We start from the raw sequence: 12841 nt of genomic DNA, 5'->3' as shown, positions 1-12841 counted from the left end.
AGTCGTGTTTAATCAAAGTCGTCGCAATCTGGCTCGTTGGTTCACCCTCTCAATGGGAAGCATTCTCGTGCTGTTTGCTGGGGCGATTTATCAGATTGAGGTAAAAGATAAACTAGAGGCGCTCGATCGACTGCTGTATGACAAAACTAGAGTCATGGCTGCCAGCGTACATTATGAAGTTCGCCAAAACCAGAACCAGGTCGATCTGAATCATGTTTCCTTGTTAGGCAGTGGTTCCCATCCCCTTGCTGAAGATCTGATTTACGTGCGCTGGTATAACGCACAAGGGCGGTTAGTTCGTTTTTTTGGGAATTCTCCTCCCCAGCAGTTAAATACGCCTTTTGGTTATCTCACAGTTCGATCGACCGATCCACTTTTGGGAAAAGGAATCTGGCTGCGTCAGGTGACATTACCCGTTGAAGGTAGAACAGGGGTACTCGGTTATCTTCAGGTTGCAACTCCCCTGACAGAAACTCAAAACAGGCTCACTGAGCTTCAGATTGTGCTAACTCTCGCTGTCCCGCTGACACTGGGCTTAATTGCCCTCACAGGTTGGTTTCTCAGTGGGCTGGCCATGCAACCGATTCGGCAAGCCTATCAGCAGCTTCAGCGCTTTACAGCCGATGCCTCTCACGAGTTGCGATCGCCCCTGTCTGCCATTCTCACTAATGCCCAGCTTGGGTTGCTGATCGCGGCTGATGATACACGTTACCATCCTCCCTTAGAAAACATTGTAGATAGCGCAAAATCCATGGGAGCCTTGGTGAATAATTTACTGCTGTTGGCTCGTCATCAGGGGCGACTTGCGCCGGAATCGCTCAAGTTAATCAATCTCAACGAGTTGCTGAGCAATTTAGCAACCCAGTTTCTCGCACTTGCAGAAGTCCAAAATATCAAACTAACCTGCGAATCACCGGCACAACGGATTGAATTATTGGCCGATCCTGATTTGCTGCGGCAAGTAGTCGAAAACTTGCTTTACAATGCCTGTAAATATACTCCTGTTGGCGGAACTGTAAAGATACGCTTAGTTCTTCATTCCCATTTGGCAGTCATTCAGATCATCGATACGGGAATCGGTATTCCAGAAGTGGACTTACCCTATATTTTCGATCGCTTCTATCGAGTAGACACCGATCGCTCGCAGGATAGTGGAGGCTTTGGGCTGGGGTTGGCGATCGTCGAACAAATTGTCAAGGCACACAGCGGACAAATACAGGTGACGAGTGAAGTGGGCAAAGGCTCAACTTTCCAGGTTGAACTGCCGCTCAAACCTTATCACTAAGCCGCCTCAAACGAGAGAGAAGGTGCACTCTGCTTTAGACGTAACTGCAATGTATTGTAAAACTTCATTGAGTTTATAAGCAATTATAAACAATAATGGTATTCTATTGTTGTGAGTGTTGAACAAGGAATACGCATCGCCCAAAAAACGCAAGTCTCAAATGCAACTAACAGAGAGGCACATCATTAAATCAACGTCACACCGTTTCGCCCAAATAGACGAACTAGCTTTCAAGTCCAAAAACCTCTACAATGCCGCCAATTACGTCATTCGTCAGAGCTTTATTTATGGATGGGGTTATGTCAGTTATAACGAAATGAACCGATTGATGAGGTCTCACGAAGCATATAAGGCTTTGCCTGCTAAAGTAAGTCAGCAAATCTTGATGGTGCTAGACAAGAATTGGAAATCGTTTTTTGAAGCCGTTAAAGCTTACAAAGCTGACTCTTCAAGATTCACGGGTAGCCCAAAATTGCCAAAGTACAAAGATAAGACTAAAGGGCGAAACCTTCTCGTCTACACGATTCAAGCAATTAGCAGCAAACAGTTGAAGAAAGGAATCATTAAACTTTCCGGCACTGAACTTTCAATTAAAACCCAACTCAATCCCAACCAGATTTGTCAAGTTAGACTGGTTCCGAAATGTGATTCCTATGTAATTGAGGTGATTTATGATGAAGCGGAGTCCAGCCTTGGCAATGCCAACTCTGTAGCTAGTATTGATTTAGGATTGGACAATTTAGTGGCGTTAACTTCAAATCAACCGGGATTTATCCCTTTGTTGATCAACGGGCGACCATTAAAATCGATTAACCAGTTCTACAACAAACGCAAATCCCGATTACAATCCCAGTTAAAAGGGAATCGTCAAACCTCACCCAGAATTCAGCGATCAACTCGCTGTCGAAATCAGAAAGTTGATAATTACTTGCATCATGCTAGTCGTGTGATTGTTGACGATTTGGTAGTGAACCAAATTGGAACGCTGGTAATCGGCAAAAATGCACAGTGGAAAACCGATATCAATCTCGGTAAACAAACCAACCAAAATTTTGTCAGTATTCCTCACTCTCGATTAATTGAAATGTTGGAGTACAAAGCTCGCTTGGCGGGAATCACAGTAATTGTGCAGGAAGAATCCTACACATCCCGCTCCAGTTTTTTAGGTTTAGACCCAATTCCTGTTTATGGAAAAACCGAAAAAGAGCCTGTGTTTACTGGTAAGCGGGTTAAGCGGGGTTTGTACAAAACATCGACTGGTCAATTAATTAATTCTGATATCAACGCTTCGTACAACATCCTCAGAAAAGCAATCCCAAATGCCTTCAGCGATGGGATAGGGAGCTGCGTAGTTCAGCCGAGGCGGGTCAATCCGCTCAAAGTAAAAGCGAAGGGGGAGGGACTTGAAGCCTCCCATGTCTATAAATGACTATACTTTTGCCAGCTATGTGGTGTATTTGGATGAATGGCGATGAAGTTGAAACATGATTTCTGGATTGGTTGGGCGCTAGGGGCGATCGTCCTGAGCTCTTGCTGGGACCAAACTACCTCACCAAGACAACAACCCGATATAAAACGTGAAATTTCACTGAAAGCAGTCCCGTTAGATAAAACAAAAGTTGTGATGGGACAAACCGTATATGTCCCTATTTACTCACATATTTATCACTACAATAGCAAGGATCAAGTCATGAATTTGTCAGCCACCCTCAGTATCCGCAATACGGATCTGACAAATTCGATTATTATTACTTCGGTGCGTTACTACGATAGCGATGGGAAATTGATTAGGCACGACATTAAGAGTCCAGTAGAACTCAAGCCCCTTGCTTCCACAGACTTTTTTATTGCAGCAGATGATACAAGTGGAGGCTCAGGTGCAAACTTTATTGTGGAGTGGGTTGCAGAAAAAACGGTTTACGATCCTGTCATTGAAGCTGTCATGATTAGTACCTCATCTTCTCAGGGTATTTCATTTATCAGTCCCGCTAAAGTTCTCAAGCAACACAAGATGCAGAAGTGATTTTAGAGGATTAAATTATTGCTTTATAAGGTAGGTTTAGACTCTTATAATGGGAGCATCTCATATTTGTAAAAACACTTATTCTGGTTTCTTCCTTCTTCATTCTGACTTGTTTCCTACTGGATCCTGACTCCTAATTCCAATTTCTAGCTTAGGAATGAGAATTAAATAACTTCCACAATAATAATTAAAATTGTAAGTTATTTAATTCGCGATCCTTAGCTGCACAAGCGAGATGATCCCATTTTTAATTTTTAACTTTGTATATCACTATTTATTGCAAAATAAAACGATAGCATTAATGTGGAGACTACCGAACTGTTTTCTGTTAAGATTACAGAGCTTGAGGGTGAATACTAAAAATATAAATGAGGACTTAGGGTATGCAAAAGCGACAATTGGGGACATCACAAATTCAGATTACCCCGATAATTATGGGGACTTGGCAAGCTGGGAAGCGGATGTGGGTGGGAATTGAGGATGCTGAAACTGTCAAAGCAATGCGCGCGGCTTTTGAGGCAGGTATTACCACCTTTGATACGGCTGAGGTTTACGGAGAAGGGCATTCGGAACAAATTATCGGTCAAGCACTTTCAGATGTGCGATCGCAAGTAGTTTATGCTAGCAAAGTTTTCGCCAACCACCTGAAACCCGATTTGTTAATCGAAGCGTGCGATCGATCCCTAAAAAACCTCAACACCGATTATATCGACCTTTACCAAATCCACTGGCCCGCTGGCAGTTGGAATTCCGAGTTAGTGCCAATTGCAGAAACAATGGACGCCCTGAACAAGTTAAAAGAACAGGGGAAAATTCGGGCGATCGGCGTTTCCAACTTCTCCCGTGCCCAAATAGAAGAAGCCGCCCAATACGGACGCATCGACAGCCTGCAACCGCCCTATTCTCTGTTTTGGCGCTGGGTAGAAAAAGATGTTATGTCCTATTGTGTTGACAATCATATCTCAATTATTGCTTATTCATCTCTAGCTCAAGGAATATTGACAGGTAAATTCGGGCCCGAACACAAGTTTGAAGAAGGCGACCACCGCGCCAAAAATAAGCTGTTCATCAAAGAAAATTACGACCGAGTGCAAACAGCATTAAATCAACTCAGGCCAATTGCCGATCGCCACCAGACAAGCTTGGGCAACTTAGCTTTAGCTTGGTTGATTTCCCAGCCACAAACAAATGCAATTGTCGGCGCGCGCGACGGGGAACAAGCAGCCGAAAATGCTAAAGCTGCTGAGGTAAAATTGAGTGAAGAGGAATTAAAAGAAATTGACGCGATCGGGCGAACAGTCACCGATCGTTTAGACGACAACCCCGTCATGTGGAATTTCTAAAACAGAACTGACGCAACTGGCATATATAGTAAGGTACCCCGGAACTCACGCCCAGATCACCATTCTCGCTTAACGGGCTAGAAGCCCATTCCACAAAGAGTGAATTTCTTGTGGAATGGGCTTCTAGCCCGTTCCTAAAAAGCTAATGAGGTATAATATCTACTGCGCTGTGGAAATATTCAAAAAGTTAAAATCAAAAATCAAAAATCCGCAATCTAAAATCGAATGAGTTACTGCCTAAACCCCAACTGTTCCAAGCCGCAAAATCCCCCCGCAGTCAAATTATGCAAACATTGCCGTTCAAAACTGCTGCTGCGCGATCGCTACCGGGCGATAAAGGCGATCGGACAAGGCGGTTTTGGTAGAACATTCCTCGCCGTTGACGAAGACAAACCCTCAAAACCTCGCTGCGTCATCAAACAATTTTTACCTGCAGAAACCCCACTCATCCCATCAGCAAGCAATCGCAACAGCAAAAAAGCCGCCGAACTTTTTGAACAAGAAGCAATGCGATTAGACGAGTTGGGAAAACACCCTCAAATTCCCGAACTATTAGCCTATTCTATCCAAGACAGCAGACAATATGTAGTCCAAGAATTTATCGACGGGCAAAATTTAGCACAAATTGTAGAAACAGAAGGCAGATTTACAGAAAATCAAATTCAAGACTTACTCAATAGCCTATTACCCGTCCTTCACTTCATCCATTCCCACAACGTTATTCACCGAGACATCAAACCCGGAAACATCATTCGCCGCGCCGACAAACAATTAGTCTTAGTAGACTTTGGCGCTGCCAAAATTGCTACAGGTACAGCATTACTCAAAACAGGAACCAGCATCGGCAGCCCCGAATACATCGCCCCCGAACAAGCTAGAGGCAAAGCATTTTTTACCAGCGATTTGTACAGTTTAGGCGTAACTTGTTTGTACTTGCTAACTCAAGTTTCCCCTTTTGACCTGTTTGATCCTGGTGAAGATTCCTGGATATGGCGACAGTATTTGGCTAACAACCCCGTGAGTGAACAACTCGGAAAAATTTTAGACAAAATGATTGCCAATGCTACCAACCGCCGCTATCAAACGGCTGTTGAAGTATTAAAAGAAATTAATCCCCAAGTTGCGATCGATCTAGCAATTCCTAAAACAAGTTCCAAGTTAGTTAAACCAGGAAAAACTCCCGCCCAGCCCCAACAGCAAACCTATAGCTGGCAATGTATTCACACCCTAACAGGCCACAAAAACTTAATTTACTCTGTGGCTTTCAGCCCCAACGGAGAAGTTGTAGCCAGCGGCAGCGATGACAAAACAATCAAGCTGTGGGGAGTTGAAGACGGGCAAGAAATTGTCACCCTCACAGGACACGCTAACTCAGTTTATACAGTAGCTTTCAGCCCTGACGGAAAGATGCTAGCCAGCAGCAGCCACGACAAAACTGTCAAACTTTGGCGGATGAAAGATGGGCAAGAAATTCGCACGTTTGTGGGTCACACTAACTCAGTTTACAGCGCAGCTTTCAGTCCCGATGGCGAAATTATTGCTAGCAGCAGTTGGGACAAAACAATCAAGATTTGGCGCGTCAAAGACGGGCAAGAAATTCGCACCCTTGCGGGTCACACCAACTTAGTTTATTTGGTTGCTTTTAGCCCGGATGGCGAAACTATTGCTAGTTGCAGTTGGGACAGAACCGTCAAAATTTGGCGAGTTAAAGATGGGAAGCTAATTCGCACACTTACAGGTCATACAGACTCCGTTCGCTGCATAGCTTTTAGTCCAAATGGAGAGTTTTTGGCTAGCGGTAGCCATGACAATACTATTAAAATTTGGTGGGTCAAAGATTGGCAAGAAGTTTTAACTATCACAGGACATTCTTGGTATGTTGATTCTATTGCTTTTAGTCCCGATGGCGAGATTCTGGCTAGCAGCAGCAATCAAACTATTAAAATTTGGCGAGTGAAAGACGGTCAAGAAATTTGTAATATTGCGGGTCACAATAACTCTGTCTATTCGGTTAATTTTAGCCCAGAAGGAGAGTTTATGGCTAGCGGCAGTAGTGACAAAAGTATTAAGATTTGGCAGAATACCATGTTTGTTTAATTACCCGCAATCAAAATTGTTTGTAGTCGGTGGGCGGGGGCAGGTTTATGATAATTGTGGGTTTTAGGCGATTATTGTTGGTGAACCTGCCCCTACAGGAATTATGGTCAATTCACCGGACACGATATGATTCAACCGTTCTCCCTTTCAATTTTTTGCCGCAACTCCCGAATGACTGTACTTGTAGGGCGATCGCGCGACATTTGCCAGCATTCCTCGACAATTTCTGATACATTAAAATTGGGAAAATAACGGCTAACTGAATTTTCGACATATCGATCGTTTTGCAAGTCGTAAATTCTGAGCTTATTTTTCTTAAACAGCCACACTTCAGGCACTTGATAAGGCAAGTAATCATCTAAATCCGTGTAGCTAGTTACGTCTACTTCGATTACTAGATCCGGCGGCGGTTCAACACCCCAAGCAATCCGATCTTTACCAATAATTGTCGCACAACTATCGATATAAAAACAATAATCTGGTTCAATTCCTCTTACCTCCGGCAAATCCATCGTAATTGGTGTAAAAGCTTCATAATCTCGCCCCAAGTAATCTAGGAAAACCATTGCCACCATTGCAATAATATGAGATTGTTTTCCGTGTACTGGTAAAGGGGACATTAATAAAATCTCTCCTGGTCGATATTTGATGCGCGGAATTGAACGATCGCCCAATTGTGCTACAAGTGATTGGTAATCCTGCCAGTTTGCGGGAAATTTTATAAGTGTTCCTGGGGGCAAATGAATTTTTTCTGGCGTGACAACTGCAAACATAAAACTTATACCTCCTGACTGAGGATGTGTGTTTTAAACAACTAAAAGCTATTATCAATCTATCTGCTTCACCACCTCCCAGGCCAACCCTAGCACCTCTGCAATTTGCTCATCCTTCAATCCCAACTGTCGTAATTTACCAACCATTTCAATTTTAACTTGATTCGTGCCATCCTGGTAGTCGGGAGTCGGAGGCTGACTTTTATCTGGGGTAGGAGTGGGTAGTTCTGAGCAGCCATTGATATAATTAATTGTATTGCTATCACCAAAATTAGTAGTGTTGCGATCGCCAAAATTTATATTCAGATTTAATTTCCGTTCTAGAACAGATTCCAGATTCCCTTTATCAACTGGTTCATCAAAAGCATTAGATAGCATTTGCAAAAGCTCGTAACCTACATCCTTAGCATGACCCGCCGTACACCCGTAAGTATCTGCAATATCAGAATACTTTTGTCGATTGAGTATTCCCTTGATAATTTTACGCTGCAAGTCATTTAGATGTTTGCCTGTCTTCGCACTGAGCACTTTATCTACAAATTGCAAGATATGGGCAGTGTCCATCAGTAGGGGGGTCGGAGAACTATAGTTAGTATACCCGACTTTATCCGTCTTTATCCGTCTTTATCCGCCTTGCATAGCGATTTTAGAAAGACCCGTCTTTTTCCGTCTTTTTTCGCTTTGCAGTTTTGAGCGATCGGTTTAAGATACGGAAGAGCAAAAAAGCAGCTTCGTTAGAAGATTGGAGACATATCATGAGCTTCGTGTACAGAGACATAACTGGGACTGGTACGGAAAGTGGGCAGTACGAGGTCTTGGTTAATGGAAGTGAAGTAGGCATTATTATTCGACAAGGCAGTTCGTGGCTAGTAGCTAAACCTAATAGTAATAACTACGAGAGTCAAACATTCCTCAACAAACAAGAGGCTGCCCAACATCTAGCAGACTTGGCTGAACTTAGTCGGGTCGAAGATGAAACTATTATGATTTATAAGGCACAAGAAGAAAATGAAATTGATAGGATTTATGTGGAACGAGAAGGAGTAGCTCATATGGAATGGTTGCTCTCCGAATTTGGAGAAGATGTATTTCCCGATCGTGATTAATTCATTGGCTGATTTTCAGTTTTCTGGCGATCGCACTTGCTTTTTTTACTGATAGGCGATCGCCCCTTACTTTTCTTATGGATAGGCGATCGATAAGGAGTGGGGATGCGATCGCACCTTTCTTTACCAAAAATCTAATTTTAAACAGAAGTACGATCGCCCTTCCTCCACCTCTTCAACAACTCCGGCGTCACCAACCCTTGCGGAAAAAATATCGTCCCCAAAACAATCAGCAATCCAAAAATAATTAACCGCCCATCCCGCAGAAATTGCGCCAACCAAATCGGCAATCCCTGAATAGTCGCCATCCCCCTCAAAACCTCCGGTAAAGCAGTAAACACCATCCCACCCAAAACTGCTCCCAGAAACGTTCTGCTACCACCAATCAACACAGAAGTCAAGTAAATAATACTAGCATCAAAAGTCCCTTGACGCGCGTTCCAAGTATTCAAAAAATGGGCACTAACTGCACCCACAACCCCAGCTAAAACAGCACCTAACGTGAAAGCCAAAACCTTATAAAAAGTTGGGTTAATGCCGATCGCATCAGCCGCCAACTCATCAGCCCGAATCGCCGCAAAAGCCCGCCCCACCCGAATCCGTTCCAGCCGATAGACAATCGCCATACTTACCAACAGCAAAGGTAGTACAATCCACAAATACTCGATCGGCGTCCCAAACGGTTGCGGAATCCCAAAAATGCCCACAGCCCCGCCAGTGATATCCAGATTCAGCGATAAAACCCGCAAAATTTCCACAAAAGCAATAGTTGCGATCGCCAAATAAATCCCACTCAACCGCAGCGCCGGAATTCCCACCAAAATCCCCAGCAACCCCGAAACAACCCCTGCAATTATCATCTCCACCAACAGCAATGGTAGAGGAAACAAACCCCCTGTCGGCTTAAACACCGTCGTAGACAAAATCGCCGCAATATACCCACCCAACGCATAAAAACCAGGGCTAGCCAAAGACAACTGTCCAGTCATTAAAGGCAAATATAGCGACATTCCCAACATTGCACCCAACAACATCGAGACAATCAAAAACCCGTAAGTAGTAAAAAATGCAGCCATGATTTTATTTTAAATAATAAAAATACTTAAATACCAACTTCATCTCAAATCCAGTCCCCTCATAATAATTCATTTCTCTCTTCTCTTTCTCTGCGTTCTCTGCGTCCTCTGCGGTTAAATCATTCCGATATAATTAGTTTCTTTAGGGGGCAATCCCCCGTGGCCGTTGGTGCGTGCGAAGCGTCGAACCATCGCCCCAATTTTAATCACCTAATTATCTCTTTTACACCTTTTGAATCAAACGCCGACCAAACAAACCCTGCGGTCTAACCAATAGCATAATAAACAATATGGCAAAAGCAACAGCATCCTTATAAGCCGAAAAATCTCCCGGCACAAAAGCCTCCACCAAACCAATGATAAACCCACCCAAAACTGCCCCAGGAATACTCCCCAACCCACCCAGCACAATCACCGCCAAACCCTTCAAACCAAAAGCAATACCAAAATACGGCCCAGCAATACTCACACTCGAACCCACCAAACTTCCCGCCAAACCAGCCAGAAAACTGCTCACAAAAAACGTCAAAACAATGTATCTATCAGTATCAATACCCAACAGACTAGAAGTAGTAGCATCTTCAGCCACAGCCTGCATTGCTTTGCCAAATTTAGTAAAATTTATTAAGTAAGTTAAGACAGCCACAATCGCAACTGATACCGCAAAAATTACTATTTGAACAGTCCGAATCGGAATTGGTTTATCCGCCGTCCCAAAGTTAATGGCAGCGGGCAAATAGCCGTAAGTGTTAGCAGGAAAAGTGTAAATTTCCGCCCCTACAAGATATTGGATAAGATTGGCGATCGCAACTGCCACACCCAAACTAGAAACCACCGTCAGCAGAGGATCAGAGAGTCGGCGGCGCAAAGGTAAAAAAGCAATTCGTTCAACAATTACTCCTACCAAACCAGCCATGACACTTCCCAAAATTAACGCCACAGCAAAAGGCAACTGCAGGGGAATTCGAGCATTAGCCCACAACCCATTAAAACCGAAAGTACCTCCCATCAGCGCATAGGTGAAATAAGCACCCAAAGTAAATACTGCACCGTGAGCAAAATTAATAATTCCCAGAATAGAAAACACCAGCGTGTATCCCAAGGCAAAAATAGCATACACGCTGCCGATCGACAAACCATTCAAAAATTGTTGCAAAAACAGAGTTAAGTCCATCACCAGTTAGAGATTCGGCATCAACATTAAATCATTCAAAAACAAACAGCATACAATTTTTACTCTGATTTCTGACTTCCCCCCAAAGGGGCAGCGGGGTTGACCTCAGACTCACACTCAATAACTCATCCGTGTATCCGTGTCAGAATCCGTGTCATGCCTTCATTTCAAAAACTCAAACTTACCATTATTGCCATCCGCCTCCATCTTAATCTGTGCCACATAAAACTCTTTCTGATTAATCTCACCTTCAGGCGTAAAAGAAATTTCCCCCAAAGGCGTATCGTACTTGCCACCCAACAACTGCTGATTCAAATTTGTACGCAACTCTGCCAATGGCTTTTCGCTAACCTTAGACTTAGCATTAATTGCCTTTAATGACTCAACAAAAACTTGTACACCAGTAAAAGCTTGAGCGCTAAACTGAGGCGGTTCTTTCTTGAATTGAGCGCGATAAGCATCACGAAAAGCCTTATTAATCTCATTCTGATATTCCGGGCTGTAGGCTTGGGCAATCAAAACCCCATCGCAAAGAGCCTTGCAAACAGGAAATACATTAGAAGTATTCAGACCGTTGCCCCCAATGATAACGCCTTTGTAACCCAACTCCCGCAATTGCTTAATTAAATTGCCTCCATCCGCGGCCAACCCAGAAATAATGATTAAATCCGGCTTGACATTTATCCCATTAGTGGCTTGAGATTGGAAATCTGTATCAGTAGTCAAGAATTTTTGGACTGTTGCCAATTCCAGTCCCATATCTTTAACCGTTGTCTGAAAAGTTTCAGTCTCAGATTTGCTAAAAGCATCATTCTGAGCAAAAAACACGGCTACTTTCTTAATATTGGGATTTTGCTTGAGGGCGGCTTTAACTGCATTTGGTGCTACCACGGCCACAGGCGCAGAGACTCGGGCCACATAATCGCCAATCTGGGGAATGCCTTTAGCCGTGTTGGAGGGGCCGAGTACGGGAACTTTTGCTCGATCGGCGATCGGAGCGGCACTAAAAGCTTGCTGTGACAGAGTTGGGCCCACAATACCAACCACCTGATCCTGATTGATCAGAGTATTGAAAGCATTGATCGTCCCTTGTTCGTCTCCACCGGTATCTTGGAACACCAGTTTAATCGGCGTCCCATCCACACCGCCCTTATCGTTGAAATACTTCTCAGCAATTTTCGCGCCAGCCACCTGTTCCTGACCCAGTAAAGCCACATTGCTAGTTTGGGCCACCCCAATACCTATAGATATAGTGTTGGAACTCCCCCCAGGCGAACCCTCTGGGGAAGCACCGGGAGATGGCGAAGTCGCCGGAGATACTGTAGTAGAGGTTTGGGGAGTGTTCGTCTGACTGCAAGAAGCCAGCAGCAGTGAAGCGCAGGTAATGAATAAGCCACTAGGGCGGGCTGTAGGTTTTTTCATAAGCGGGCGATCGAACATCTATATATAAAACAGCTACACGTAGAGATATTCTACCCATGCGCGGTAGATACTCCCCTCAAAAGTCCAATCTTGCCCAAAAAAAAGACCCCTTCCCGGAAAAAGGAGTCAGCCAGCGGAGGCAGGATCGGAAATCAGTAGCTCAAACCCTTGGTGTGTATAGTTTCCAAAAAAAGTCAAAAATATTTTCACAAAACGCTTGACAACTCTGGGGAGAGTTGATACATTAATAAAGCGCCAGAAGGGAAGCGGTTCAAACAACCGCGAACTAAAGGTAAAAAACTGAACCTAGAAAAAAGAATAGTTTGAAAGCTTAAAGCAATATTAACCTCGTCAAAAAATTAAGATTGAGAGTAAAGGCATCGCTGATACTCAATATCGCAAACAACGAGAAAAAAGTCAAGGGAAAAAAGCCAGCCTTTGTGCTGAGTAGAAAGAACTTGACCTAAGCCAAAAAAAACAATCCAACACGGAGAGTTTGATCCTGGCTCAGGATGAACGCTGGCGGTCTGCTTAACACATGC

Annotated in this window: 13 protein-coding genes; 6 read left to right on the top strand and 7 right to left on the bottom strand. The window is 43.8% G+C overall.

Annotated elements, in window-relative coordinates; genetic code table 11:
• Nucleotides 1–4: 4 nt before the first annotated feature.
• The 5 genes from QUB51_RS08110 (at nucleotide 5) to QUB51_RS08090 (ending at nucleotide 6748) form a co-directional block, all read left to right on the top strand.
• On the top strand, nucleotides 5–1285 hold the full coding sequence (locus QUB51_RS08110) for a HAMP domain-containing sensor histidine kinase (RefSeq protein WP_333053622.1): 1281 nt from the start codon (nucleotides 5–7) through the stop codon (nucleotides 1283–1285).
• Between the two features lie 160 nt (nucleotides 1286–1445).
• Complete coding sequence (locus QUB51_RS08105) at nucleotides 1446–2714, top strand: transposase (protein ID WP_333393003.1); 1269 nt, start codon at nucleotides 1446–1448, stop codon at nucleotides 2712–2714.
• Nucleotides 2715–2756: 42 nt separating this feature from the next.
• Complete coding sequence (locus tag QUB51_RS08100) at nucleotides 2757–3308, top strand: DUF3124 domain-containing protein (protein ID WP_333208875.1); 552 nt, start codon at nucleotides 2757–2759, stop codon at nucleotides 3306–3308.
• Nucleotides 3309–3691: 383 nt separating this feature from the next.
• On the top strand, nucleotides 3692–4651 hold the full coding sequence (locus QUB51_RS08095; RefSeq protein WP_333260634.1) for an aldo/keto reductase: 960 nt from the start codon (nucleotides 3692–3694) through the stop codon (nucleotides 4649–4651).
• Between the two features lie 225 nt (nucleotides 4652–4876).
• Entirely contained in the window at nucleotides 4877–6748 is a 1872-nt protein-coding gene (locus QUB51_RS08090; RefSeq protein WP_333053625.1) for a serine/threonine-protein kinase, read from the top strand.
• A 131-nt stretch (nucleotides 6749–6879) separates the two neighbouring features.
• Here the strand turns inward: QUB51_RS08090 and QUB51_RS08085 are convergent, their stop codons facing one another.
• On the bottom strand, nucleotides 6880–7521 hold the full coding sequence (locus tag QUB51_RS08085; RefSeq protein WP_333053626.1) for a Uma2 family endonuclease: 642 nt from the start codon (nucleotides 7519–7521) through the stop codon (nucleotides 6880–6882).
• A gap of 54 nt (nucleotides 7522–7575) precedes the next feature.
• Nucleotides 7576–8085 carry a hypothetical protein gene (locus tag QUB51_RS08080; RefSeq protein WP_333053627.1) on the bottom strand — a complete coding sequence of 170 codons (510 nt, stop codon included), beginning with the start codon at nucleotides 8083–8085 and terminating at the stop codon, nucleotides 7576–7578.
• A 191-nt stretch (nucleotides 8086–8276) separates the two neighbouring features.
• Here QUB51_RS08080 and QUB51_RS08075 point away from each other — a divergent pair, with 191 nt between their 5' ends.
• Nucleotides 8277–8627 carry a hypothetical protein gene (locus QUB51_RS08075; RefSeq protein WP_333053628.1) on the top strand — a complete coding sequence of 117 codons (351 nt, stop codon included), beginning with the start codon at nucleotides 8277–8279 and terminating at the stop codon, nucleotides 8625–8627.
• A 1-nt stretch (nucleotide 8628) separates the two neighbouring features.
• On the opposite strand, the gene QUB51_RS08070 is transcribed toward QUB51_RS08075, so the two are convergent.
• From QUB51_RS08070 to QUB51_RS08050, 5 genes are all read right to left on the bottom strand, one after another.
• Nucleotides 8629–8757: a hypothetical protein gene (locus tag QUB51_RS08070; protein WP_333053629.1), complete on the bottom strand. Its 129-nt coding sequence runs from the start codon at nucleotides 8755–8757 to the stop codon at nucleotides 8629–8631.
• Nucleotides 8758–8767: 10 nt separating this feature from the next.
• The gene (locus tag QUB51_RS08065) at nucleotides 8768–9703 is read right to left on the bottom strand and encodes a branched-chain amino acid ABC transporter permease (RefSeq protein ID WP_333053630.1); all 936 of its coding nucleotides are present in this window, start codon (nucleotides 9701–9703) and stop codon (nucleotides 8768–8770) included.
• A 223-nt stretch (nucleotides 9704–9926) separates the two neighbouring features.
• Nucleotides 9927–10877, bottom strand: coding sequence for a branched-chain amino acid ABC transporter permease (locus QUB51_RS08060; protein WP_333053637.1), 951 nt, complete (start codon nucleotides 10875–10877; stop codon nucleotides 9927–9929).
• Nucleotides 10878–11039: 162 nt separating this feature from the next.
• Complete coding sequence (locus QUB51_RS08055) at nucleotides 11040–12299, bottom strand: ABC transporter substrate-binding protein (RefSeq protein WP_333260637.1); 1260 nt, start codon at nucleotides 12297–12299, stop codon at nucleotides 11040–11042.
• Between the two features lie 359 nt (nucleotides 12300–12658).
• Nucleotides 12659–12841: hypothetical protein (locus QUB51_RS08050; RefSeq protein WP_333298310.1), on the bottom strand; the 183-nt coding region annotated here is incomplete at its 5' end.

Origin of the sequence: Microcoleus sp. AT8-A3 (assembly GCF_036705675.1) — a bacterium.
In the GTDB taxonomy this organism is placed as follows: Bacteria; Cyanobacteriota; Cyanobacteriia; order Cyanobacteriales; family Microcoleaceae; genus Microcoleus.
Note: the sequence above shows the minus strand (reverse complement) of the source record. Positions and strands in the feature narration are given on the sequence as shown.